At 74.0% G+C, this 25,934-nt stretch carries 11 protein-coding genes; 7 read left to right on the top strand and 4 right to left on the bottom strand.

The window, feature by feature from the left end:
- Window positions 1-3,516, bottom strand: a complete 3,516-nt coding sequence (locus tag AB0G50_RS10810) for a CHAT domain-containing protein (protein WP_360105127.1) — start codon at window positions 3,514-3,516, stop codon at window positions 1-3.
- 112 nt (window positions 3,517-3,628) lie between these two features.
- Here AB0G50_RS10810 and AB0G50_RS10805 point away from each other — a divergent pair, with 112 nt between their 5' ends.
- Complete coding sequence (locus AB0G50_RS10805) at window positions 3,629-4,147, top strand: hypothetical protein (RefSeq protein ID WP_360105124.1); 519 nt, start codon at window positions 3,629-3,631, stop codon at window positions 4,145-4,147.
- Window positions 4,148-4,169: 22 nt separating this feature from the next.
- Here the strand turns inward: AB0G50_RS10805 and AB0G50_RS10800 are convergent, their stop codons facing one another.
- Window positions 4,170-4,406: a hypothetical protein gene (locus AB0G50_RS10800; protein ID WP_360105121.1), complete on the bottom strand. Its 237-nt coding sequence runs from the start codon at window positions 4,404-4,406 to the stop codon at window positions 4,170-4,172.
- 102 nt (window positions 4,407-4,508) lie between these two features.
- Between AB0G50_RS10800 and AB0G50_RS10795 the strand changes: the two genes are divergently transcribed.
- The 3 genes from AB0G50_RS10795 to AB0G50_RS10785 are packed head-to-tail and all read left to right on the top strand — an operon-like array spanning window position 4,509 to window position 19,953.
- Window positions 4,509-7,823, top strand: coding sequence for a hypothetical protein (locus AB0G50_RS10795; protein ID WP_360105118.1), 3,315 nt, complete (start codon window positions 4,509-4,511; stop codon window positions 7,821-7,823).
- Window positions 7,820-9,295, top strand: coding sequence for a hypothetical protein (locus AB0G50_RS10790; protein ID WP_360105115.1), 1,476 nt, complete (start codon window positions 7,820-7,822; stop codon window positions 9,293-9,295). The genes AB0G50_RS10795 and AB0G50_RS10790 overlap by 4 nt, the downstream gene beginning before the upstream one ends.
- Window positions 9,292-19,953, top strand: a complete 10,662-nt coding sequence (locus AB0G50_RS10785; RefSeq protein ID WP_360105112.1) for a LysM peptidoglycan-binding domain-containing protein — start codon at window positions 9,292-9,294, stop codon at window positions 19,951-19,953. The genes AB0G50_RS10790 and AB0G50_RS10785 overlap by 4 nt, the downstream gene beginning before the upstream one ends.
- A 10-nt stretch (window positions 19,954-19,963) precedes the next feature.
- Here the strand turns inward: AB0G50_RS10785 and AB0G50_RS10780 are convergent, their stop codons facing one another.
- Window positions 19,964-20,638 carry a hypothetical protein gene (locus AB0G50_RS10780; protein WP_360105109.1) on the bottom strand — a complete coding sequence of 225 codons (675 nt, stop codon included), beginning with the start codon at window positions 20,636-20,638 and terminating at the stop codon, window positions 19,964-19,966.
- Window positions 20,639-20,785: 147 nt separating this feature from the next.
- Between AB0G50_RS10780 and AB0G50_RS10775 the strand changes: the two genes are divergently transcribed.
- Both AB0G50_RS10775 and AB0G50_RS10770 read left to right on the top strand, forming a co-directional pair.
- On the top strand, window positions 20,786-21,706 hold the full coding sequence (locus tag AB0G50_RS10775; RefSeq protein ID WP_360105107.1) for a hypothetical protein: 921 nt from the start codon (window positions 20,786-20,788) through the stop codon (window positions 21,704-21,706).
- Complete coding sequence (locus tag AB0G50_RS10770) at window positions 21,703-23,604, top strand: hypothetical protein (protein WP_360105104.1); 1,902 nt, start codon at window positions 21,703-21,705, stop codon at window positions 23,602-23,604. The genes AB0G50_RS10775 and AB0G50_RS10770 overlap by 4 nt, the downstream gene beginning before the upstream one ends.
- Window positions 23,605-23,634: 30 nt before the next feature.
- On the opposite strand, the gene AB0G50_RS10765 is transcribed toward AB0G50_RS10770, so the two are convergent.
- Entirely contained in the window at window positions 23,635-24,882 is a 1,248-nt protein-coding gene (locus AB0G50_RS10765; RefSeq protein ID WP_360105101.1) for a serine hydrolase domain-containing protein, read from the bottom strand.
- Between the two features lie 352 nt (window positions 24,883-25,234).
- Between AB0G50_RS10765 and AB0G50_RS10760 the strand changes: the two genes are divergently transcribed.
- Complete coding sequence (locus AB0G50_RS10760; RefSeq protein WP_360105329.1) at window positions 25,235-25,825, top strand: hypothetical protein; 591 nt, start codon at window positions 25,235-25,237, stop codon at window positions 25,823-25,825.
- Window positions 25,826-25,934 lie beyond the last annotated feature (109 nt).

Raw genomic sequence — 25,934 nt, 5'->3', positions numbered from 1 at the left:
TCACCGTCCCAAGTGGAGGAATCCCGCCCAGCACGCCAACTCGGCGTTGTCCGACGGCGCCGGCGCGCGCGCCGCGGACAACACCGACGGCAGCTCCTCCGGCTCGACCCGGTCGGGGTCGAGCATCCACAGTTGCGCGCGCCGCAACGCCTCTGCCGGCCGGAGCCCTTCCTTCCGGATCCCCCGGTACATGACGAACATGAGCTGGACCGTCGGCAGCCCGGCCGGGACCTCCCACATCGAGCCGACCACCGTGCGCGCGCCCAGCGCCAGGAACGCGGTGGACAGGGTGAGCGCCTCGTCGTAGTCGACCCGGGTGACGTTCGTGGTGCAGGCGGCGAGCGTCACCTGCTCGACGCTCGCGTACTCCGTGGGCATCCGGTCCAGCACCTCGCGGACGGTCAGGTCGGCGCCCGCCAGCCGGATCGCGGAGTCCAGGGGCGTGGAGAGGTCGGCGACCGCGTGGCACGCCAGGTGGAGCAGGCCCAGTGGCGCGGAGAGCGCGTCCAGCACCTCCTCCGGGGTGCCGGCACCGACGCCCGTCACGTTCCGGCGCCGCGGCCCGGACGTCGACCCGAAGAACAGCCCTTCCTCCCGGTAGTAGGCCTCCTTCACCGCCGACGCCTCGTAACCGCCGTACTGGAGGTCGAACCTCGGGTTGCCCACCAACACCGCCCGGCCGCCGGTGACCGCCGGCCGCCGCACCGCGTCCCGCCACACCGCCGCGGCCGGCGCGTAGCTGAGGACGACGTCCTCCAGCAGGTGCCGGTGGCGTTCGCCGTCCGGGCGGCGGGCCGCGTGCCACGGGATCAGGCCCAACCTGCCGACGGGCACGAGGACGACGGCGGGCAACCGGCCCGGGGCCAACCCGCGCAGCACCGGCAGGAGATCACGCGCCGCCGCGTTCCAGGCCCACCCGCACACCTCCGCGAGCGCGGCCCGCCATCGGTCCCGCAACCTGGCGGCCTCCTCCTTCGGCGTTCCCGGGGGCGGCAGGGCCGCGTAGGCCTCGGCGTACTGCCGGAACGCCGGCGCGGAGGCGTCCTTCAGCAGCGGCAGGCCCAGCACCCGCACCTCGCCGCACGCGGGCACCACCACCGCCTTGCCCGGCCCGGAGTCGGACTCCGGCAGCAGGTACACCACCGCGTCGGTGCCGTCCGCGACGAGCGCGGCGCGGATCCCGGCCACCGAGGGTGTCCCGGCGAGCGGGTCGGGTCCATGGTCGCCGACGGCGACCAGGGCGGTCAGCACGCGCCGCCGCAACTCTCCCCACGTCACGTCGGAGTCGAGGTCCTGGAGGTACAACCGGTCCTGCCCCTCCTTCTCCCGCCACTCCGCCGCGAGGTCCGCCCGTCCCGCCGCGGTCAACTGCCGCGCCACGTCCCGCCCCGTCGTGGCGGCTTTGAGCACCAGCGAGCGCCGCGCCTCGAGAACGCGCACCAGGTCCTCGAGCGCCCCGTCCTCGAGGCACCAGTCGAGGAGCGGATCACCACGCCCCGCCTGCTCACGCGCGACGTCGACCGCGTCGGTGGTCGACGACTGGAGGAGCACCTGGTAGCCGCGCCAGCCCAACGCCTCCAACCCCAACCGCCTGCTGTGCTCCCGATCGCCCGGCCCGTCCCGGCGTCGGAGCCGGTCCGCGAGCCGAAGCACGAAGGAGTGCGTCCTGATGTCCCGGTGCTCCCTCAGCAGGTCCACGAATCTCGACAGGAGGGTGATGGCCTTGTCGCGCGCGTCCGCGTCGCCCGGGTCCATCAGCGCCAGCGCGTCGGCGGCGTACACCCGGGCAGCCAGTGCCATCCGCTGTTCCACGGGGTGGTCGGGAGTCGTCGCCGCCAGATCGTCCAGTCGGCCGCAGATCTCGCGGACAGCGGCGACGTCCCACCGCCGAGCGGCCGCGGTCACCTCGTTCACGATCAAGGCGGGACGCAGCAGACGGCCGTGCCACTCGTCCCCGACGCTCGGACGCTCCCCCATACTCGCCCGGAACAGGGCCAGCAACGGTTCTCGCAGTTGTGGCGCCGTCCGGGAGACCCGGCGGGCCACGTCCTCGATGTCGGATTCGTCAACCCGTTCACCGCGGTCCACCGCGCGCACCAGCGTGAGCAGCTTCCCCATCGCCTCACCCTTCACCGTTCCGGACATGAGGATGTCGCCCAAGCGGCGAGCCGCGCGATCGTCGTGCGCTTCGCCTGCGATGGCGGCCTCCCACGACGAGGTGGTCCGCACGAAGTCGTGGAGGTCGGCCTGATCCGGTCGGGTCAGCAGTTCGAGAGTCCGGTCGAGCTTCAGGTCCGCCCGGCCGGCCGCGATCTTCGACACGTTGCGCACCTGCTCCTCGACCATGTCGACGGTTTCGGTGAACAGTGCGTCCATCCCACCCACCCGCCGCGCCGCGGCGATGAGAGGCAACACGTGCTGCTCGACCACGGGGTGTCCGGCGAGCGTGGTCGGGTCCTCGATCCGGGACAACGTCATCCACCAGGCCACCGCGGCCAGTCCCGAACACCGCGCGGCGAGTTCCGGATCGGCGTCGTCCGCCACCCTGATCGCGTCCTCGGCGGCCAAGAGCCACTCGCGCACGGGGTGCTCCGGGAAAACCTCCGCCACCGGCCGATCGGAGTTCAACAGGCAGTGCAGCCGCACGACGTGCGCGTGCAGCGCCTCCAGCGGATCTCCTTCGAATGCCGGAAGGCTCCAAGCCAGGCACTCGAGTGCCCGCCCGCGGTCCTCCGCCCGACCGGTGTCGGCGAGCACCCAGGTGATCCACTCCGCTTCCGGCAACTCACCGGCCGCGGCGTGCGCGGTGGCGTGCCGGTGCAACTCGTCCGCCGCCCGGTCCAGCACCGCGGTGTCCTCCGACGTGGCCACGAGCCCCATCTGGAGAAGCACGCGCAACCGACGCGCCTCGCCGTCCTCGGCGCGCACCACGGCGAGCGCCTGCCCGGCTCGGTCGAGCACCTCCTGGTCCGCGGTGTCGTCCCAAGCTCGGAGAAGCAGGTAGACCTGCTGCAACCGCACCTGCTCGCGTGCGTCCTCGCTGACGACGCGGTCGACGAGGGCACCCACCTCCCTGGCCCGCTCCGCCGGGCCACCGCGAGGCGTCACCTCCCGGTCCATCGTCCAGAGCACGTGGATCGAGGCGATCTCCACCAGGATGGAATCCACGGACTCGTCGTCGGGAAGCCACACCGACGAAGCCCGGTGAGCGCACTCCAAGGCGACATCGCGTTCCTCGTCCGAGGTCGCCAGACACCAGTGGGCCATCGCGAGGCAGCACCACCACAGCCCGATCTCACCGTGTTCGGGAGCCCGGTCGACGGCGAACCGCATCAGGTCCACGACGTCCACGAACTCCGACCGGGCCGCACTTTCAGCCGTGAGGTGGTCGAACAACGCGATCCCCACCCGCGCCGCCTCGACCACCCCGACCCCGTCGGGATCCGTGCGCACCCCCGTGAGCAGGTCCCGCGCGACCTCGATCAGCTCGGCGGGCGTTCCGCTGTGCGACGTCATCGATCCTCCACTCGCGCGAACGCGGACAGCACACCGGCCAGGTGACGGACGGCCGCCTCCGGTCGGGGGCGAGAATGCGTCGGTCGGCGCGAGGGGTGGGAGGGTCCGGATCGTGGACGTGGCGGGCGTGCGGGCGCTGGTGGACCTGTCGCGGCGGGAGCAGCGGGAGCGCCTCGTCGCCGCGGCCGGTGACGGCGGCTGGTGGTTGTTCGTCGTGCAGGTTTGCGCCGGTGGCGCGGACGAGGACGGGCGGGCCGCGGGCTGGGCACGGCTGACGGCCGTGGTGCTGGGCGCCGCGCTGGACACCGGCGGGCTGTCGGCGGACGAGGTGGCCGTGCGGCGGGCGTCGTTGGTCGCGGCGCTCGCGCCCTGCGGGCCGCCCGAGGACGTCGACCCGTCGCTGCGGACCGACGACGTCGTCCGGGAGTGCCTGCGCCTGACGGGCACCACAGCGGCCGAGGTGGCCGCCACGCCGTGGGCGCTCCGGGCCGAGGACGTTCCCGTGCTGCGCCGACTGCGCCGCGTCCGCACCCTCGTCGGCGCCGCGCTGTGGCCTGCCGACCACGTGCACGACGCCGGCCTCCGCGCCGAACTGGCCGGGTGGCGCGCGGTCCTGCCCCGGCTTCCGTGAAACGCCCGCGGCGAGCGGTGGCTCACGTGGCGGCGGGTGGCCGCGGTGGGGTGGCGAGGCCGCGGCGTTCGGCTTCCCCAGCCCGGCCCTCGGCTTCGGTGATCTCCTCGATGGTCCCGACCAGGATCGCGGCGGCCGACGCGGTGTCGTAGGGCTCCACGCAGTGCTTGTAGTAGGTGATCTCCCGGCGTTGCGCCGCGGTGGAGTGGGCCGCGCCCTCCCGTTCGTGCGCGCTGTGACGAGGTGCGCGGCTCGTCATCACAACAGGTGGTGGCCGGGCACCCGATGAGGTCGCGTCGCCGCCGGGTCGGGCGTGGGTCCGGGACGCTGCGGGGATGGGTGGGCGCAGAGGGGTGGGGCGGTGAACGGGCCCTACTTCGAGGTCGTGGACGACGTGGTGCACCTCTACCGGTTGATCACCGGGCCCGGGGTGTTGCCCGCCGGGTACTTCGTGGGGTTCCGGGCCACCAAGGCGCTCGCGTCCCGGGGTGACGGGACCTACGACATGTACGAGACGTGGAAGGACGACGGTGGGGTGTACGTGTTCGCCACCCCGGCGCCGGTGTCCTACCCGGCGTTCGTGGCGGGGGTCGACCACTACCGGGCGAAGTTTCCGGAGCTCCGGTTCCTGTGGGCGAACGGGGTCGACCGGCCCGCGGCGCAGTGGCGCACCTCGTCGGTGGACGTGGTCGGGCGGGTGGTGAGGAAGAGCGCGGTCCAGGCGCTCGACCGGTACGCGGTGGGGTTGTTCGGGGAGGTCACGCTCACCACCCAGGGGTTCGTCTTCGGGGCCGGGCAGTGGGCGGCGGCGGACGGGACGCCGTACGGGATCACCAAGACGCAGATTCCCTACACCGGTCACCGGATCGGGTGTGTGACCGGGTCGGTGACGTTGAACCGGCGCGAGCCGGACGACTTCACGCGGCTCGACGTCGGCCTGCGGTACTCGCTCGGGCGGGACGGCGGAGGGCACGACGTGGTGCACATGCCGTTGTTGACGAGGCTCGAGCCGGACGTCCTGCTGCACCTCGCGTTCGACCCGCTGTCGCCGTTCGAGCGGGGGGAGTTGGCGTTCTCCGGCGAGGACGAGCAGGTCGCGCTGCCGAAGTTGCGGTCGACGTTCTCGCTCGCGATGGGTGTGCCGGTGCGGTTGCGGCCCTACCGCGGCGAGGCGCCGCTGTGGCCCGCGCGGTTGCGGTTCGCGGTCAGCCCTCGGACGGGAGGGGCGGACGAGGTGTACCTGACGCCGGACGGGGCGTTCCTGGTCGAGCAGCTGCCCGCGGACGGGTCGCGGATGTTGCTCGGGCAGACCGGGTCCGAGTACGTCGATCTCGGCCTCGGCGCGATCGCGCTGTTCCAGGCGGGTCACCCCGCGTTCGTGCCGGCGGGCGGCGGCACGGCGCTGGAGGCGAGGGGCACGACGGCGCGGGTCGCGATCGTGCCGCGGGGGACCACCCCGCTCGACTACTACGCGGAGCCGCCCGGGTCGCCGTTGTTCACCCGGACCGCCGACCCGCGGTTCCTGACCCCGCACCCGATCGTGGCCGCGCGACTGGCCCGCTACACGAAGGGCATCCCCCCGGTCGTGCCGATGGGCGCCTACCTCGGGTTGGCGGCGGCGCTCGTCCCGCACGCCGCCGCGATCGAGCGCCGGGCGCTGGCACCGGTCCGGCGGGCGCTGCTCGCGACACCGGCGCACGCGGTCGAGGCGGGCGGGCCGCTCACCCCCGCCGTCACGCCCGGAGGGCTCCTGGTCCGGTTGGCCGGCGACGCGTGGGACCAGGTGGTCCTCGCCGCGCTGCCCGACAGCCCGGTGACCGAACTGGTCCTCACCGCCGTCACCGGCCGGGCCCGGACGGTCCTCCAGTCGCCGGAGGCGTTCGCGGTCGTGTCGAACGTGGCGGAGTTCCTGGCCCGCTGCTCGGTGCGCTACCGGGTGGACGCGGCGGTGCGGGCCCTGCTGCTGGCCGCGAAGGTGCCCGCCGACGTGGTCGCCGGGATCGCCGCCGCGGCGGGCACCACCGCGTACCCGACCGAGAAGGCCTTCACCGCCGCGGTGTCCGCGGCCGCCGGCACGCACCTGCGCACGCTGCTGTCGGTCGCCGGCCAGTTGAAGCCGACCGTGCGGGGCTGGACGTTCCAGCTCTCGCCGAGGTCGTGGCGCACCGGGCCGGACACCGGCACCGTGCTGCTGGTCAAGTTCGCCACCCGCACCCTGGCCGAGCTGATCGCGGACCCGGGGTGCTGGGGCTGGCCGGAGGCCGCGCTCGACGCGCACCACGACGCGGCGCCGACCCGGAAGCTGCTGGCCGGGGTGGTCGAGGACGCCCGCGAGCGCGCGAAGGCCGAGTCGGACGGGCCGTACGCGCGGTTCCTCGACGACGTCGTGGACAACCCGGCGTGGAACGGGTTCCTGTTCCTCAACGCGCCGGTCGCGATCACCGAACTGGCGCACGAACTCGGGTTCGTCGCGGCGGGCGTGGTGCCGGGGAAGCTGTACGCGCACCACGTCGGGTTCTCGCTCGGCGCGTTCCGCAGCACGGCCGACGGCATCACCCCGGGCCGGGGCTCGGTGTTCGGGCTGATCGCCTACGACGACCCGGCCGACCTGACCGTCGCGCCCGGCGGCGCGGACTTCGCGTTCAAGACCCAGCGCCTCACGGCCCGGTTCGACAACTCGGGACCGGCCGGGTTCACCGCGCGGGTCGAGCTGATGGTCAACGCGCTGTACGGCACCCGGTTGACCAGGAACCGGCCGGAGCGCGGCAACAACCTCGTGCTGACCGGCACCTACCAGGTGCAGAACGACCGACCCGGCTACGCGTTCACGCTCGCCGACCGCGCCGAGTTCGGCACCGCCGACCCGGTGCTGACGAGCGTGGACATCGCCGCGGTGCAGGTGCGCCGGGCCACGAGCGGTGCCGGGAACGACGTGGCGTTCGCCCTGTCGGGCACCCTGCGCTTCGCGGAACTCCCGGACGTCGACCTGTTCTCCTACGGCCCGACCGGGTCGACCGACGGGTGGCTGAGGTTCACGAACCTCGTCGTGACCCTGGGGACGGTCGCGGGCAAGCACGTCTTCACCACCGACTACGACCGCGTGGTGTTCGACCCGGCCGACAGCCGCCCCCGCCCGCGCTCGCTCGTGGCGAACCTGCCGATCCGGGTCGTCGGGTCGGTCGCGGTGTCCGACCCCGGCGGAGCGACGCCCGAGGACCTCGGCTACACCGCCGTCGCGACGGACGTGGCCACGACCGTGCTGTCGGCGCCGTGGTTCGGTCTGGTGCACGCGCTCGACCTGGGCACCGTCGGCGACCTGGGTGACGGCGCGCCACTGGGCGCGACCCTGCTGACCGCGTGGTCACCGGCCGACCCGGGCGGACCGGCGCCGGTGTTCCTCGGCTTGACGACGGCGGGCGACGACCCGTCGTGGACCGTCCAGGGCGTGCTCCGGCTCGGTTACGGCGGCGCGGAGCTGATCACCCGCGAGGACGGCGCCGACCGCGCGTACCTGGTGCGGCTGCGCCGATTGGTGCTCTCCGTGCTCGGCGTGTCGATCCCACCGGGCGGCGTCGACGCGCTGGTCTTCGGCGACCCGTCGGGCGACACCGACGCGATCGGCTGGTACGCCGCCTACGCGCCACCCCGTGCGGACCCGCCGAGGGGGAACCGATGAAGAGGATGACCTTCCGGGTGCTCGACGTGGGCCAGGGCAGCGGCAACTTCGTCCAGGTGGTGGACGACGCCGGCGATCCCCTCTGCTCGGTCCTGGTGGACCTCGGTTCCACCCAGAACCGCGACGAGGCGGGTGTTCCGAGCGTCAAGCAGGTGTTGACCCTGCTGGCCAAGCGCCCGCTGATCGACCTGATCGTGCTGTCGCACAGCGACGAGGACCACGTCAACCTCGTCCTCGACATCCTGGAGGCGCCGGACATCCCGCCCAAGTCCATCACGGTCGAGCGGACGTGCTACACCGGCGAGTGGGACTGGTACCTGAAGCGCGGCCGCAACGTACTCGAGGCGATCCAGGAACACACCCGGGACGAGCGCCCGCCGGAAGCCTTTCTCGAGGCGGACCACAACGACTTCACCGGCGGTGACGAAGCCGAGCCGTTCCTCGTCGTCGAAGACCTGAAGATCTGGCTGGTGATGGCGAACGCGACCAGCGCGCTGACGGGATTGCGGGGCAAGCGCCCCAACGGCTACAAGGTGAACACGAACTCGGCGATCGTCATGCTGGAGTTCCACGGCGCGCAGTTCATGGTCACCGGCGACGCGACCGGCGGAACCCTGTTCGAGGTCAACAAGGTCATCGACACGGGCGACTCCTACCGGAACTTCCAGAACATCCGGATGCTGACGGTTCCGCACCACGGGAGCTTGACGACGCTCGTCAACGTCGCCGGGACCAACACCCGCGACGACAAGGACAAGGGGAAGGCGAGAGCGAACGTCAAGAAGTTCGTGGAGAGCACCGACCCCGACTCGATCACGGTGAGCGCGGGGCGGAGGGTCGACTGGAAGCACCCGGACAACGAGACGCTCAAGTTCTTCTGGCCCGCCGTCGGCGGCGTGCCGCTGTGGGACGGGATCCCCGAGGTGGACGAACGGCACTTCTACACCGCCTACTTCTGGCAGCACGCCGACCTGGCGGGCGGCGCGGACGAGAAGTGGCCCGTGGGACCGTCGGGCTTCTACTCGGTGTTGACCCGCTACAACATCTACACCACCTTCTACGTGGACGGTCCCGCACAGCACGTCCGGTTCCCCAACGCCGGGACCTCGCACGGCGCGCTGGGCGTGGTGCTCCCACCGAGCGGATCGCCGTTCCTGACCCTGCCACAGCAGGTTCTCGCCCAGCCGCTCGGCGTCGCGTGGACCTACACGGTGCAGGTGAAGGGCGGCATCGAGGAGACCACCCTGGTACCGGAGGTCAACCGGCCCGCGTACCTGCGGATGGTGGCGGCGCTCGGCGGGGTTCCGGAGGGGTGGCCCGATCCGGCGGCGCTCGGGGACGCGCCCACCGTGGCGCTGCCGTCGCGGTCGGTCGGTGACGTGGTCCCGGTGCCTCGGCGGGTCGTCCCGGCACCGCGGCGGGAAGCGCCGACTCGGCGGCGGCCGTTGCCGCGGCTGGTGGCGCTGCCATGACCGTGACGCCGCACCAGGTCTACGAGGCGCTCGTCCGGCAGCGGCACGACGGGCGGGTCGACCTGCCGGCGGCCGTGGCGGCGGAGCCGGACCTGGCGGGGCTCGCGCCGGCGATCACCTCGTTGCGGCTGGGCACCTCCTGGCGGGTCGACGGCGTCACCGTGGCCGAGGACGCGACCAGGGCGACGTTGACCGGCACGGCGCGGCTGAAGATCGGCGCGGGCGCGGAGTTCGCGGTCGGGGTGACCTTGCGCTACCAGCGTGACGGGTTCGAGCTGCGGCTCGCGACCTCGCCCGGGTGGCGGTTCGGGACCGCGTTCGCCGGGTTGCCCCGGACGCCCACCGCGGTGAACCACGTCCTCGAGCACCGGCCGTCGTTCCTCAACGACCTGGCCGTCGCCTCGGTGGTGTTCGTCGCGACGGCCGGCGCCACGAACTCGTTGCGGCTCACCGGGTCCCTCACCGCGTTCCCGCCGTTCACCGACTTCTTCGGGCCGTTCCCGCTGCGCTTCGACGGGCCCCTGGCGCTCGGGACCGGCGCGCCGGCGCTGGACCTGGTCGCGCCGTCGAACCGGCCGTCGGTCACGCTCGGCCCGGTCGCGTTGAGCGGGTTCCGGCTGCGGTTGGCGACCGAGCACGAACCCGGCGCCGCCCCGCTGCCCGACCGCTCGGTGGCGTACGGCGAGGCGACGCTGCGGATCGGGACGCACGAGGTGCTCGTCTCCACCCCGCTGCTCGCGTCGGGCTCGACGTGGTTGTTCACCGGCACGTTCGCCGACGCGCACGCGCCGACCCTCACCTCCGGGCTCGCCTCCGTCGCGACGCTGCTCGGCCTCCCGGACGCGGTGCTCGCCGCGCCGCGCACGTTCGCCGACTTCACCGGGTTCCGGCTGGTGGCGGTCGACCTCGCCCTCACCCCGGCGACGCTCGCGCTCGAGCACCTCGGGGTGATCGTCGGGTCGGGCGCGCGGTGGACTCCCCCGGTCCCCTACCTCACCTTCCGCGACGTCGGCATGCGCTGGGTCGTGCAGTGGTCGGGCACGGACTCGGTGGTGGCCGGGTCGTTCTTCGGCACGGTCGACGTCGGCCCCGCCGCCGAACCGACCTTCTCGCTGGACGCGACCCTGCTGTTCCCGAGCTTCGCGATCAGCGGCGTGCTGGCGGCGGGCGAGGTGCCGCTGGACGCGGTGCTCGGGTGGCTGCTGGGTGCCTCCTTCCCGGTGCCGCTGGCCGTGCGGGCGTTCGCGTTCGAGGCCGACCTGCCCGAGCAGACCTTCACCGCCCGGGCGACGATCACGACCGACCTCACCGTGTCGGTGCACGGCGTCGACCTCGCGCTGACCGAGCTGTACGTGACCGTCGACGCGGCGCAGGACTCCGTCTCCGGTGGCGTGCGCGGCACGTTCCTGTTGCCCGGCAAGGCTCCCGACCACCTCGACGACGCGTGGTTCGAGATCGGGGTGGAGGTGCCCGGCGACGGGGTGTGGACGATCGAGGGTGGTCTGCTGCCCGACGAGAAGGTCGTGCTGAAGGTGCTGGTCGCCCGGTTCATGGCGTCGGCGGTCGACCACGGGCTGCCCGAGGTGGCGGTGACCGACCTCGCGCTGTCCGTCCTCTGGTCGACCGAGCCGCTCGACCGGACCTACCGGGTGCGGGGCGCGGTGGCCGGCACGTGGCGGGAGAAGGTCCTGGGGCAGCTCCGCGACCTGGCGTTCGGCGCGGAGGTCGACGTGACCCGGGACCGCGCGGGGGTGCGGGGCAGGCTCGCGGGCCGGTTCTCGGTCAACCGGCTGGAGGTCCGGGTCGGGGTCGACTTCGCCGCCACCACGCTGGTGTACCTGCTGGAGGTGCGGTTCGGCGACCTGTGGTTCCAGGCGATCGCCGGGAAGCGCGGGACGCCGGCGCACGAGTACGTCTCGATCCGGGTGGGCGGCCTGACGCTCGGCGAGGCGATCGACCACCTGTGCGGGCTGGCCGATCCGACCGCGGAGGTCGTGCTCGCGCCGCCGTGGGACCGGTTGCGCGAGGTCGACCTGTCCGCGTTCGTGCTCACGGTCGACCCCACCGAGTCGCTGGTGGAGTTCGCCTACGCCGTGGACGTGGAACTCGGTGTGCTGGCGGCGGATCGCGTCGGGTTGTCGTGGCGGCGGCTGCCGGACGGCACGCAGTCCGTCGCGCTGGTGCTGACCGGGCGGTTCCTCGACCGGGAGTACCCGGCGACCCGGCCGCTCACCTGGAACCTGCTGGCCGACGACGCGCCCGCGGTGCCCGGCCGGGGCGCCGCGCTGGTCGACCTGGAGTACCTGGGCGTCGGGCAGTCCGTGGCGCCGCGCGGCGTGCTGCCGCTCGGGGTCGCGGCGACGGTCGAGCGGTTGCGGACCGCGATGCCCCCGGTGCCGCCGGGCGGCGAGCCGATCACGCCGACGGGCGGGGTCGTGTTCGACCCGGACGCCGGGTGGCTGGTGGCGCTGCGGGCGGTGCTGCTCGACACCGTCGACCTGTCGATCGCGTTCCTGGACCCGGATCTCTACGGGTTGGCCGTGGCGCTGCGCGGCGGGCGCGCGGGATCGTTGGCGGGCCTGCGGTTCGAGGTGGGGTACCGCAAGGTCGCGAGCGGTGTCGGGGTGTTCCGCGGCGAGGTCCGGCTGCCCGAGGTGTTCCGCCGGCTCCAGCTCGGGCCGGTGTCGGTGACCGCGGGCACCGTCGTGGTCGAGGTGCACACCGACGGCGGGTTCGCGGTGGACCTGGGTTTCCCGGAGGGCACGGACTTCGGCCGGTCGTTCGAGGTCGAGGTGCTGCCGTTCCTCGGTCGCGGCGGGGTGCGGTTCGGCCACCTGCGCGGTGTCACGTCGAGCCGGGTGCCGACGGTCGCCGACGGCGCGTTCGGGCCGGTGCTGGAACTCGGGGTCGCGCTGGCGGTCGGCGTGGGCAAGGAGGTCCGGGTCGGTCCGCTGGAGGGTGCCGCCTACATCGAGGTCGTGGGGATCTTCGAGGGCGTGCTGTCCTGGTTCACCCCGACCCGCGACGGCGAGCCGCCGAGCGTCTACTACTGGGCGCGCGCGGTGGTCGCGGTGCACGGGCGGATCCACGTGCGGGCGGACTTCTCGGTGGTGCGGGTGGACTTCACCGTCGACGCGTGGGCGTCGGTGAGCGCGGTGCTGGAGTCGCACCGGGCGACCCCGATCCGGTTGCGGGCGGAGATCGTCGCGAAGGCCTCGGTCGCGGTCGGGTTCGTCACGGTGTCGTTCAGCCGGACCGAGCGGATCGCCTACGACCTGGTGATCGGCGTCGACCGGCCCACGCCGTGGATCGTGACCGGCGGCCAGTCCGCGCCGACGTCGAAACGCCTGCGCGCCAACGTGCTTCCGCCGGTGCGCCGCGAACTCGCGGTCGTCGCGGACCAGCCGGTGGTGTGGAACCCGACGACGAGGGTGTTCGCCGACTCGCCGCGGACGGTCGGGGTGACGCTGCTGCCCGCGTTCTCGATCGCCGGTATCGCCGTGGGGTGGGGCCACGAGCCCGCGGCGCCGGCGAACCCGGTGCACCGGGCCGCGCTGCTGCTGTTCGCACCGGTGTCCGACCCGACGATCGCGGAGGCGCTGCTGCGCTGGTGCGTGGCCGCGGTGACCGGCGCGCCGAGCGGTGGCCGGATCGACGTCGGGAGGCTGCACGCCGTCCTGACCGCGTTGCGCGACCCGGAGCGGACCGCGACGCCGTTCGGGATCGACGCGCTGAAGACGTTCTTCGCGACGAACCTGCGCCTGGAGGTGGCGGGTCGACCCGCGGGACCGGACCCGGTCGACGTCGCGGGCATGGTCGTGGCGATGCCGCCGGTGCTCGCGTGGACCTCGCCGCAGGCGGTGGGGCGCGACCTGGCCACGTTCACCATGGTCGGCCCGCGCTACCGGTGGAGCGCGGGTGTCCGGGCCGCGCGCCAGGACGTGACGCCGCCGCCGCGCAAGAACCGACCGCCCGACCCGCGCGAGGACTACCGGTCGTTCGCCTCGGACGTCTTCCGCGACTGGTGCCTCTGCCTCACCACGGCGGTCGTGCGGGAGGCGGTCGACCTGCTCGGCCGGTGGCCGGTGGAGCTGACGACGACACCCGTGTCGCTCGCCGCCCTGGCCGAGCGGTTCCCCACGACGACCGTCACGCACACCGTGCGGTCCGGTGACACGCCGGACGACGTGGCGCAGCGGCACGGTGTCGGCACGGCCGACCTCCTGTTCCACGACCCGACCTTCCCGGCCCGGTTGGCGGCCACGCCGGCGGGTGGCGTGCTCGACCTCGCGCTGGGCGTGACGCCGACCTCGCTCGCCCTGGCCAACGACGACTTCCGGTTGACCGCGTCGGCACCGGTGCCGCTGGGCGCGATCGACTACCAGGTCGACACCGGTGACACGCTCGCCACGATCGCCCAGCGGTTCGGGATCGGGGTGCCGGCGCTCGTCGCGGCGGTCGCGTCGGACCGGCGGCTGCTGCGCGCGGGCGCGGCGCTGCGGGTGCCGGCGTTCACGCTCACCGGCGCGCCGGACGCGCTCGCCGCCGCCGCGACCATGTTCGTCCGCTACGAGTCCGGCACGGACTACGACGGGATCGACTGGTACCTCCAGGCGGTCACCGCGCTCAACCCCACCTACACCGGCGGTGTGGGCGTGGTGCTGCGGGTGCCGGTCTCGTTCGGCGACCAGAAGGTCACCACCGAGTACCGGACCCGGCGCGGCGACGGCACGTGGTCGATCGCGGCGGCGCTGGTGCTCCGGCAGCGGCCCGGCGGGCCGGCGGGGTGGCCCGCGTTCCGGGACGCGGTGCACGCGGTGGAGGGCGGGTTCCGGGTGCCCGAGCACGGGACCACCGTGCGACCGGGGGACAACCTCACCGCGCTGGTGGACCGGCTGCTGCTGACCGCGGCGCCCCGGCACGCGGACGTGCTCGCGCCGTCGGCGCTGATCGCGGTGCCCGGGGTGACCGCGACCCTCGGCCCCGGTCACGACACCCTGGGCGCGCTGGCGGCCGAGCACGCGCTGACCGTGGCCGACCTGGCGGTGCGGATCCAGGACGTGCCGCTGTTCGCCCGCACCGCCGACGGCGGGACCGTGGTCGTGCCGAACCCGCCGACGGTGCCGGTCGAGGAGCTGGTGGTGGCGGCGACCACCGCCACCCGGCTGGAGGGGCTCGCCGCCGGGATGTCCCGGCAGCTGCTGAGCGGCCAGCGGGTGCCGAGGGCGGTCGACGTCGACGGGCACGTGGAGGCGTCGCCGGACCTTGCGCCCCTGCACGACCTGACCGGCCAGCAGTTCGACGGCCCCCGGCCCGACAGCGCGAAACCCGGCGTCGTCGCGCTGCGGATCGCGGTCACCTCCTCGGCGGCGTGGGTCACATTCCGCCATTCGTCCACAGTGGACGGTGCGGTGGTGCGCGGCGCGACCACGCCGGGTCTGGTGCTGGAGTTCACGAACGCCGAGCTGGCGCAGCGGTATCCGGCGACGACGCTGAAGCTCGACGTGGTCCGGGCACCCGAGCCGCTGCCGCGCGGCGAGGACGCGCCGGTGACCTACGGGCTCGGGCACCGGGTGGAACTCCAGTCACCCGTGGCACTTCCGGTCACCTCGACCGCGGCGGGCAACCCGAGCCTGTGGTCTCTCCCGAGCGCGCTCCGGCGCCGGGCCGCGACGACCCCGACCACCCGCTACGACGTGGTGCGCGCGGTCGACCACCGGTCGGAGCCGATCACCGGCGCGGTGTTCGCGACGGCGGTGACCTTCGGGGTGCACGCGCTCGACCACGGCTGCGCGCCGACGGGCGCGGAGTCGGCCGACCGGGAACCCCTGCTCGCCCTGCGGCGGCACCTCGCGCGGGGCGGGACGGCGTCCGCGTTCCTCGCGGTGGAACCGCCGCCGGACGCGGGCAACACCTCGGGGTTGGTGGTGCTGCCCGCCTCCGGCACGGCGACCTTCCTGCTGAAGACCAACGAGTCCACGACCGCCCGGCCGCCTGGTGCCGGTGTCGCGCCGCCGCACGCGGCGAGCCTGGACCAGGTCGCGGACTTCGTCTCGCTGCTGTGGCAGGGAGTCGTGGTCGGCGGCGAGGGGTACGTGCTGCGGTACCGGTCCACCACCGGCGACGACCTGCCGCCGGGCCTGTTCGACCGGACCGGACGGGCGCGGGTGACGCTGCTGGTCGTGGTCGGCGGTCGGACGGCACCGGACCTGCTGCACCCGTTCGACACCTCCGTGCTGGTGCCGGCGGGAGTGGACCCGACCACGTCGGCGCTCTACGTCGAGGCCGCGACGCCGGGTGCCGACACCGTGCCGACACCCGTGGTCGCACCGGGGTTGATCGGCTTCCGGGCCACCCTGGCCGAGCCGACGACGCGCACCGGCCGGCTGTTCGGCCTCCTGACCTGGAGCACCGCCGCGCTCGGCCCGCCGATGCTGCCCGTGCCGCCCGACGCCGACGACGGCACCGGGTTGCCCGCGTGGCACCGCGACCGGCTCGCCCGCGCCCACCGCCCCACCGCCGAACCCGTGCACTGGGGGTTCCGGCGGATGATCCCGCACGCCCGGCTCGCCGGCCGGTCACCCGCGCCCGCCGTGCCCGGATTGCCCCCGCCGGCCGACGACCCGTACCGGGGCGTGTCCGCGACCCCGACCGCGATCACGCTGGGGGTGTCCGACGTGCTGGGCAACCCGGGCGCGTCGACGCCGCCGCGGGTGGTCGACGGGCCGACGACCTACACCGACACGCTGCTCTCGGTCGCGCAGTGGCCCGCCGTGGCGCTGTCCTACTCGGTGCGCACGGGGACCACGCTCGTGGTCACCCTCGAGCCGCAGGCGGGTTCGGTCGCGCCGGGTGCCGCGCCGCGGCTCGCGATCGAGGAGGCCGCCCGGCAGGCCGAGCGCTACGCGACCGCGTACTACCAGCTCGCGGGCGACCGGGTGACGGCCGCGGTCGTCACCACCCTGGCGGCAGAGCCGCTGGTCGTCGACGGGAAAGCCCTGTGGCGCCTCGCCGCGGCCTCGTACCTGGCCGCGAAGGCCGCCGAGAGCGTGGAGGCCGTGACGTGGACGGGGGTGCTCGACCAGGTCGCCGCCGCGCGCGGGGTGTCGTTGGCCGACCTCGCCGAGGTCAACGCCGAGCGGCCGGTCCGGGAGCTGTTCGGGTCGGCGGTGCCGGTCGTGCCGGGGTACGCCGTGGCGACGGCCGGCGCGAGCGCGGACTCCGTCGTGGCCGGGTTGCCGACGGGCGTGCCGCGGCCCGCGTCCGGTGGCGCGCTGCTCTCCTTGCCGCAGAACGGAACCCTCGCGCTGCGGGCGGACCGGGTGCTCACCGTGCCGGCCGCCGCCGTCACCGGGTCGCACGCCACCCTGGCCACCGCGGCCGCCGCCGCGCACACCCTGCCCGGTCTGCTGGCCGCGGCCAACGCGGACGTCGCCGGTCTGCTGCGCGTCGGGAGCGTGCTGGAGTGGGACGGCGTGGTGCTGCCGGTGCCCGAGCCGCGTTCGTTCACCGCGACCGCCGCCGCGTTCACCGCCCTCGGGTACCCGGTGGACCCCGCGACGCTCGGGGCGACCAACGCGGAGCAGGTGGTGCTCGACCCGCTGGTGTCGCTGACCACGAAGCATTACGTGACAAGGGAAGGCGACACCCTCGCGGCGAACGCCTCCGGCGTGGCGCGGACCGTCCTCGCCGGGGCGAACGGGGCGGTGGTGGACCTGGTCGACGCGGGAACCGTGCTCTACCTGGGCGATGTCACCGGCGTGACGGTGCCGGCGACGCAATCCCTGCGCGCGCTCGCCGACCGCTACGGCTGCCCGCTCCCCCTGCTGCTCGCCGCGAACCGGTCCCGCACGATCACCGGGGCGACGCTGCCCGGCCGGGTGACCGTGCCCGGGACGGTCAAGGTGCCCTACCGGGCAAGGCCCGCCGAGACCCTGGCCGGTATCGCGCCGAGGTTCGGGGTCGACGCGCTCGCGCTCGGCCGGGCCAACGCGGCGATGCCGGGGATCCTGGCGCCCGGCCAGACGGTGCGGCTCGCCGATCCCCCGCGCACCACCGGGGTCCGCGCGGACGACACGATCGAGGCGCTGCGCGGTCGACTCCTCGACGCGCCGCTGGACGAGGTGATCACCGCCGCGTCCACGCTGGTGCTGGCACCGGAGGCACTGCTGGTGTGCCCGCCCGCCGTGCTGCCGACCACCGGGCGACCCGTGACGCCGGTCGCCGCCGCGGCCCGGTACGGGCTCGACGCGGGCGCGTTCGGCCGGGCGAACGCGGCGGTCCAGGGTCTGGTCGCGGCCGGCGTGCCGCTGACCCGCGCCGGTGTCACCGTCACGACCGGCGCGGAGGACACGCTCAACGCGGTCGTCTCCCGCTTCGCGGCGCGCGACGTGGTGCTGACGGTCGCCGAACTGGTGGCGGCGTTCGGGGAGACGGCGTTCCTGCGCGGCGGCACGACCGCGCTGCTGCCACCCGCGCCGGTGACCCTGCGCCCGCCGCTGCACGGCGCGCCACCGGCGTCCACGGCACCGTTCCCGCTCACCGTCGCGCTGCGGTTCACCCGGCCCACCGCGCTGGTCGACTCGAGCCTGGACGCGGGCGTCGCGGACGCCGCCGTGCCACCCCTCGCGCTGGGAACGCCGTTGACGTTGGCGCAGTTCGAGGCGTGGTTCCGCCAGGAGTACCCGGCGCTGCGGCTGGCCACCGCCGGGCAGGGCGGGGACCTGGTCGTGGTGCCGTTCGGGCCGGCCGGGATCGGGACGGTCGACGTCGGCCCGGGTCTGGTCTGGAACGGGACGCGGCGGCCGCGGGTGTTCGCGATCCGACCGCTGTCCACGCACCCGGTGGCGCGGGTGGGCGTGCCGGTGTGCCCGATGCGGCCGGACGGGACGCTCGCGCCGCACCCGTCGCCGATCGACGTGGACAACGTCGACCTGGAGGCGCTCGCCCGCCGCTTCCTGGCCGACGTGGACCTGTTCCTCGGCCCGGGTTACGCGCCCGCGGTGCACGCGGATCCCCGGGCGGCGGGCGTGCTCGGGCGTGTGCTCGCCGCGAAGCGGACGCTGGTCGCCGCGGTCGCGCGCGGGTTGGCGCCGGTGTGCCGGGTGGAGGATCCGCACGCCGTCGCCGCGCGGGCGGCCGCGGTGGCGCTCCTGGCCGACGACCTCGCGGTGACCCTGTCCCGCGCCTACGACCTGACCGCGCTGGTGCAGTACGACGCCACCGTGACACCGCGCTCCACCGGACCCGGCCGGCGGTTGCACGGCTCGGCGACCAGCCCGGCCGACGCGACGTACACGCTGTCCGCCGCGAGCACGGACCTCTCCGCCGCCACCTCCCACGTCGGGTTCCCGCTCCGGGTGCCCGACGCGCGGGCGGCGGAGTCGGTGGCGGTGGACCTGGACTACGGGTTCTCCCACCTGGAGTACGACATCACCCCCGAACCCGGCGTCGACGGCTACTCCTCGTCCCGCTGGGCGACCTTCCTGCCGCCGTTGACCGGCACGGTGAAACCCGCCGCCCTGCGGACCGATCTCGGCTCCACGACGGTGCCGGTCCCGCTGCGCGCGTATCCGCCGACGCCCGTGCTCGCGGGCCAGACCGCCGAGGCCGCCGCGCCGACGACGGTGAGCCGGTGTCCACTGTGGACGTACTCGGTGGAGTACGCGCACGAGCACGCGGCGCAGGACGAGGTCGTGGTGGAGGTGGACTTCGACGTGGTCGAGGCGCCGCGCGACCCGCGTACGCCGACCGACGACCTGGTGTGCGCGCTGACCTGCTACGCCGCGGTCGCGGAGGAGGTGTGGGCACTGCTGGCCGACTACGACGCGACGCCGGGCGAGCGGACGGCCAACGCGGCCCGGTCGTTCGCGTCCCTGGTCGAGCAGGTCGCCACGACCTGGACCCGGTGGTGGGACGGGCAACCGGCCGCCACCGCGCACCCCGACCTGGCGTACGCGGTGCGCTGGGAGGGCACCGCGACCGAGTACACCGCGGTGGTGCTGACCCGGTCGGCGGGCGACCGCTGGCCGGAGGTGGCCTACGCCGGAACCCACGCCCTGGCACCGGATCCACCGGTGGGCTCGTCGCGCACCTACCGCTTCGCCGCACCCGTCCACCGCGTGCCGTGGCCCCGGCTCCGGCTGAGCTGGCCGGACCTGACCGTGACCGGCGCGCAGAACGCCCGCGCCACGATCCGCGTGCACCGCAACGCCCACCTGCTCCCCGACGGCCCGCCGACCGACGAGCGCTTCGTGTTCCACGCCGCGCCGGTCACCGCGCCGCACCCGGTGGCGCCGCTCAACCTGCACGACGGCACCCTCGACATCACCTCGCTCGGCACCCTGTCCGACGCCCTGGCGACCGTCCTGACCACCCTGGCCGGCACCGGCGCGCCGCTGGGCACGGTGGCCGTCGACTACGCCTTCGACCTCGCGCCCGGCCTGCCGAACTGGACCTCGGCCACGCTGGCCAACCTGCCGCTGTCCGCCGCCAACGGCCGCGAGGTGGCGCGGCGGGTCGGCACCTGGCTCGACACCCACCGCCCGGTCACCGTCACGGGCCGCCGACTCCGCGTCGCGGTCACCGTCTACTCGACCCTCACGGGCCACGACGACCAACCCGTGCTGCACGTCGCCGATCTCCGCTACCGGTTGTGAGCGGCGAGGGTCACCGGTGCCGGTTGCAACGCTGGACGTGCAGCAGGATCGGCGGGTTCCGGCGTTCGCCGACGCCCGGTGTCCAGTGGCCGAGGCCGAGTTCCGCGCAGCAGTGCGTCTCGGGGGCCTGCGCCAGGTGGGCCGAGCAGTCCTCGGCGAGCGCGCGCACCTCGTCGGCGCGCAGTTCGTAGGCGTGCCTGCTGCCCACCAGGAACAGGGTGTCGGCGGCGATCGACCAGCGGAGGTGGTCGTGGAACCCGTCGTGGAGGGAGCGGTGGTGCGCGTCGCGGTCGAACGCGGGGAACGCGGCGGGCGGGAGGGTCACCTTGTGCGGCGCGGGGCGCGAGCGGTGGGCGCGGACCTCCTTCCAGCGCGACACCGGGAACGCGAGGCTGTGGTGCAGCAGGACCAGGTCGAGCTTGCGCGGGCCGTACTCCTCGCCACAGGTCGACGTGCTCGACCGCAGGGGCAGGTGCACCAGGCTGTGCGGTGAGCGCGCGGCCAGCCACCAGGCGGACGCGAGGTCCGCCGCCGCGGCCTTGTCCACGGACAGGTGCGCGCCCAGCCGACCCTCGTACAGCGACGCGTGGGCGATCGGCCGCGCGGGGCGGATCACCCGGTGGTGATCGGCGCCCAACCGCACGTCCTGCACCGACGTCCGCCACTCCCGTCCCGCCAACCGCACCCCGTGCCCCCTCCTCGACCTCGGCCGGCGACACGGTAGCCGGCCGCCCGACCGGTGGGCCACCGAGTTCCGGTCGACGGGCTAATGATCACCCGCGGTCGTGCGATGAAGGCGACGAGGTGACCGTCCGACGGAAGGGACCGGAGCGTGGCCGGGATCAACCCGTTCACCGTGGCCGGGTTCGACTCGCCCATGCAGCCGCTGTGCCCGTTCCGGCACGAGCACGACGACCTGTACGTGGGCGTGGACGACAGCGAGCGCCAGTACGAGCGCTTCCGCCGGCACCTGGGCGACCTGTCGTCGCTGCGGTCCGACGGCCGGATCGCGCTGGTCACCGGTGACACCGGCTGCGGGAAGTCCGCGCTGGTCAACCGCTGCGCGGCCTGGGTGGTCCGGAAGCTCACCGCGCTGGGGGTGACCGCGAACGTGGTGGACGCGACCACCGCGCTCGCCGCGGCCCGGCCGTCCTCACCCGCCGAGCGGCTCGCGGCCGTCACCGACCACCTGTTCGACGCGCTGCGCCACCTCGACGTCCTGGAGCCGACGACGCTGGCCGAGTTCGAGCTGAACCGGACCAACCCGATGCGCGTCTACCGCAACCTCTACCGGTACCTGCGCCCCGACCACGCGCTGGTGGTGCTGCTGCCCTCGCCCGGCGTGCGGTGGGACGAGGTGGTCACCTACGCGGACCTGCGCCAGGGCAACGTGCTGTTCGTCGCCGAGTCCGACGCGCTGGGCGAGAAGGACGTGGCCCGGATCGCGAACGCCGTCGAGCGGCACACCCGGCTGGTGGACCTGCGGGTCGGCGCGCTCAAACCGGGCGACGTGCGGGCGTTCGTCGCGGACCGGTTCGGCCGGCACCGCGCGGGCCGGTTCCCCGCGCTCGCGGACGCGGTGCCCGAGTGGGCCGACTCGTTGGCGCTCACCGTCGGCCAGTTGCAGCGCATCCTGCACAGCACGTACGAGCACCTGCTCGACCAGGACACCGACTACGGCGACCGCCCGGTCACCAAGGAGGACATCCTGGCCGACATCCGCCGCCGCAACCGACTCCTGGACGCACCGTGACCCCGAACCCGTTCTCCCCCTTGGCCGTCGCCCGGGTCGACTTCGCCGACCCCGCGCCGTCGATCCCGACCACCTCCGCGCGCCGGGCGTTCGAGGTGGTCCGGGAGCGCGCGCCCGGGTCGGGTGCGACGCTGCTGCTCCTCGGCGAGCACGGCGCGGGCAAGACGCACCTCGCGGCCGCGCTGACGAGGTTCGGGCACACTCCCGTGTACTGCGCCGGGGTGCGCCGGCTCCAGGAACAGGCGACGCGCGCCGTGGGCCTGGACCGGCTGGTGGACCGGGTGCGGCGGCTGCACACCGACGTCGTGGACACCCTCGCGGAGGTGTCCGTCGAGGTGGTCGACAGCGTGGCGGTGCGCCGGCTGGAGGCCGACCTGCGGCACCGCACCGACTCGGCCGAGTTCGCGCGGGCGCTGACCCTGGTGCTGGACGACGGTTTCGCGGAGGCGGTGTGGGAGTGGCTGACCGGCCGGCCGCCCCGGGCCGAGCTGCGCAACCAGGGTGTCGGGCGGACGTTGGAGGGGACGTCGGCCGCGTTCGAGACGCTGGGCGTGCTGGCGTCGTTGTTCGGCACCGATCTCGTGGTGGTGCTGGACGAGGTCGAGCGGGTGGACGACGAGCCGGACGCGGCGCTCGCGTTCCAGCGGCTGCTGGAGGTGGTCGGCGCGACCGGCGCGGCGCTGGTGCTGTGCGGTGGGCCCGCGCTGCGGGAGTCGTTGCGGCCGGCCGTGCTGGAGCGGATCGGCTCGGTGGTCCGGTTGGCCGAGTGGACCGCGCCCGAGGTGGAGCGGTACGTGCGGCTGGCCCAGGAGGTCGGGTCCGGCGCGCCGAGGCTGGAGCCGTTCACCGCCGGGTCGATCGCGGAGATCACCGACCTGACCAACGGCAACCCGCGCCGGGTGATCAGGCTGCTGCACCGGTGTTGGCGCGCGACGGGCGGCGCCCTCGTCACGCCCGAGCTGGTGCGGGCGCAGGCGGTGGAGCTGACGCCGAGCCGGTCCGGTCTCGTGGTGGCGGAGGCACGGCGCGCGCTGGGCGAGCGCGGGTGGGCCTACGAGCGCGACGTGTTCCCGGAGGCGGACGTCGACGCGCGGGTCGACCTGCTGGTCACGTTCCCCGGCCGGGTCGGCGCGTGCGCGGTGCTGGTCACCGACTCGGTGCTGGACGACTTCCAGGTCCGCGACCTGGTGCTCCGGGTCGAGTCGGTGCGCGCCGCGCTGCCGGACGTGCTGGTGGTGCTGCTCGCCGAAGGCCTGGTGCGGCGGGCGTCCGCCGCCCGGCTGCGCGAGGTCACCGGGGTCGAGGTGCTGTCGGCCGACCGCGACCTGGCCGACGACCTGGTGGCCGCGGTCGGCGCGATGGGCAACCGGCTGCCGGAAACCCGGTTGGCCGACGACGCCGCGACGGTGCTGGACCGGGTGAGCCGGCAGCAGTCCACCCTGCAACGGGTGGTGGAGCGGCTGGCCGACCGGGTGGACGACGTGCGGGCGGCGGTCGCCCGAACCCGCCCCGAGGCGGAAACCCGGTTGCCCCAGGAGGTCGAGCGGCTTTTCGTCGGCGTGTTCGACGTCCTCGACTCGCTCACCCGGCTCGACGGCGACCCGGACGCCCTCATGCGCCTGGTGTACGAACGCGACCAGGTCGAGGCGTTCGGCGTCGCGCTGCTGCTGATCCGCACCGTGCAGAACTTCCGCGACGCCGTCGACCGCGACCGGCGCGACCTCGACCGGGCCGCGCTCGCCTACGACCTGGTGGTCGAACGCCTGCCGCTGTACCGGCTCTACCCGCTCGCCGACGCGGCCGACACCCGGTCCGGTCCCGGTAGCCGAGCGCGGTTGCACCTGGTGCTCGACAACCTGTCGATCCGCGTGGTGCAGGCGTTCGACGCGGCCGGGTGACCTCGGGCCACCCGGCCGCGCCCGCTCAGCTCAGTCCTTGCCGCACAACGCGGTCGTCGCGAGCTTCGTGGTGGCCTCGGCGATCCGCTGCGCCGCGGGGGTGTCCTCGCGGTCCAGCGCGCCGTGGTTGATCGAGAACTCGACGCGCCGCGAGCCGTCCGTCCGGCTGTACATGTACGACGTCTGGCCCTGCGTACCGCCGGTGTGGCCGACGGCCGTGCACCCCGGCGCGAACTCGGTCTCGAACAGGCCGAGCCCGATCCGGGAGCCGGGCGCGCCGGTCTCGGTGAACGACCGCATCTCCTTGAGCTGCTGCGGCTTCAGCAGCTTGCCGCCCAGCAGCGCGGTGATGAACCGGTCGAGGTCGTCGGTGGTGGAGATGATCTCACCCGCGGCGCCCGCCCAGGAGGCGTTGAGCCGGGTGATGTCGACGACCTTCTGCTTCCCGTCCTGCTTGAACGTGAGGTAGCCGTGCGCGTGGGGACCCCGGATGTCGGTCCGGGAACCCGGCAGGCTGGTGTCCCGCATCCCCAGCGGTCGGAAGATCCGCTTCTCGACCTGGGTGGCGTAGTCGGTGCCGGTGATCTTCTCGATCAGCAGGCCGAGCAGCGTGTAGTTGGTGTTGGAGTAGGAGTACTTCGCGCCGGGCTCGAACCGGGCCGGCTTCGACAGCGCGAGCCGGACGTGCTCCTCGGCCCGGTAGTCGTGGAACAGGTTGTCGAGGTATTCCTTGCCCCACAACGGGATCCCGGCCTCGATGGTGCCGTCGGCCCGCGGCTCGCCGGTGTAGTTGAACAAACCGCTGCGGTGCTGCAACAGCATCCGCACCGTGATGCGGCGGTCGACGCCGAACCGCGGCAGGTAGTCGGCGATCGGCTTGTCCAGCGCCACCTTCCCCTCGCCGACCAGCTGGAGCACCGTGGTCGCGACGAACGACTTGGTGATGCTGCCCGCCCGGAAGCGGTTGCCGGGCAACGGCTTCACCGGACCGTACAGCTCCGCCGACCCCGCGCTGGAAGTCCACTCGCCACGCCGGTCGTTGACCCGCAGCACGATGCCGCCACCGAGGCTGGCGTCCGCCACCGCGCCCAACGCCGTCCGCAGCTCGGTCCTCGACCGGCCGGCCGACTGGTCCACCGCCGACTGGTCCACCGCCGACTGGTCCACGGCGGACTCCTCGACGGCGCTCCCCGACGCCATCGCGGGCTGCCCCACCACGGCGCCCAGCACCGCGGCCAGCAGCACCGCGCTGCCCGCACGTCGCATGTTCTTCCTCATCAACGCATTCCCCTTGGTTCTCCGTGCCCGATCCCGGGATTCGCCGGTGAGCACAACGGTAGAAATCGGACGGCCGCGCCGAAATCCCGCGGACGTCCGTTCCCGGGGTGGCCCTGGCGCTACCGCGCGCCCGGGGGTTGATCCCCCTCGGCCCGGCCGAACACGGCTGCGTCCCTCTGCCCGGCGAAGCCGCCGAATGGCCGCCCACCAAGGAGATCGCACCGTCTCGATAGGTCGCCGGAACCGCCGCGGCGCCCTTTCCCGTGCTAGCTTCCGGAGAATGAGTGGAGGATCGACGCGCAGTCGTGCGAGGGTTCCGGTCACCCGGGCGCTCACGGCGTTCGCGTACGCGATGACGGTGGTGCTCTTCGGTTCGACGGTGGCGGCGCACGCGGCCCCGTCCACGGACGCCTCGGCGAACGGGGGGCGGCACCGCCAGGAGTGCAGAACGCCGTCCATCGACCGGTTGCAGCAGTGGCTCGCCTCCGGTGAGGGCACGACCGTTCCGGCCACCGGCAGCCTGCTGGTGCGCGAGGGCAGCGGATACGCGGCCAAGGTGACGTTCCTCAACCCCGAGTGGCACGTGGTCGTCGTGTGGCTGGGCAACCAGTTCGAGGCGCAGGCCGACCTGACCAGGTCGGCCGGGTTCTGGCTGACCTACAGCGCGACCGACGACCTCTACGTCCAGCTGCGCCCCGCGTCGCACTGGAGCGGCGGCGACAAGTGGCTCACCCTGGTGCCCTCGACCGGCGGGAAGATCGTGCGGAAGTTCTTCCCCCTGACGGCGGACAAGTGGACGTGGCTGCCCGAACTCGGCAAGCCCTCGTACTCGTTCGCCTCGGCGCTGACCGACGCGCGCGGGCTCGTGTTCGTCGGCAAGACCCCGAACCGGATCGACTTCCGCGGTCTGCTCATCGACGGCTACCAGCCGCCGTGCCGGTGACCGCGCCGTTCTGACCCCCGCCCGGGATCACCCCGGCCGACCCGCGTCGATGGCCCCGTCCGCTCCGGATCACCGGTGTCGCCGGGGCCATCGGCGTGTTCGCCTTGCC

The sequence above is a fragment of the Actinosynnema sp. NPDC020468 genome (assembly GCF_040642015.1).
In the GTDB taxonomy this organism is placed as follows: domain Bacteria; phylum Actinomycetota; class Actinomycetes; order Mycobacteriales; family Pseudonocardiaceae; genus Actinosynnema.
This window is presented reverse-complemented; position numbering and strand designations above follow the sequence as displayed.

What these genes read in the sequence shown, in the direction of transcription:
- AB0G50_RS10810 (WP_360105127.1), bottom strand. Translation starts at nt 3,516, where the DNA reads ATGACGTCGCACAGCGGAACGCCCGCCGAGCTGATCGAGGTCGCGCGG.
- AB0G50_RS10800 (WP_360105121.1), bottom strand. Translation starts at nt 4,406, where the DNA reads ATGACGAGCCGCGCACCTCGTCACAGCGCGCACGAACGGGAGGGCGCG.
- AB0G50_RS10790 (WP_360105115.1), top strand. Translation starts at nt 7,820, where the DNA reads ATGAAGAGGATGACCTTCCGGGTGCTCGACGTGGGCCAGGGCAGCGGC.
- AB0G50_RS10785 (WP_360105112.1), top strand. Translation starts at nt 9,292, where the DNA reads ATGACCGTGACGCCGCACCAGGTCTACGAGGCGCTCGTCCGGCAGCGG.
- AB0G50_RS10765 (WP_360105101.1), bottom strand. Translation starts at nt 24,882, where the DNA reads ATGAGGAAGAACATGCGACGTGCGGGCAGCGCGGTGCTGCTGGCCGCG.
- AB0G50_RS10760 (WP_360105329.1), top strand. Translation starts at nt 25,235, where the DNA reads ATGACGGTGGTGCTCTTCGGTTCGACGGTGGCGGCGCACGCGGCCCCG.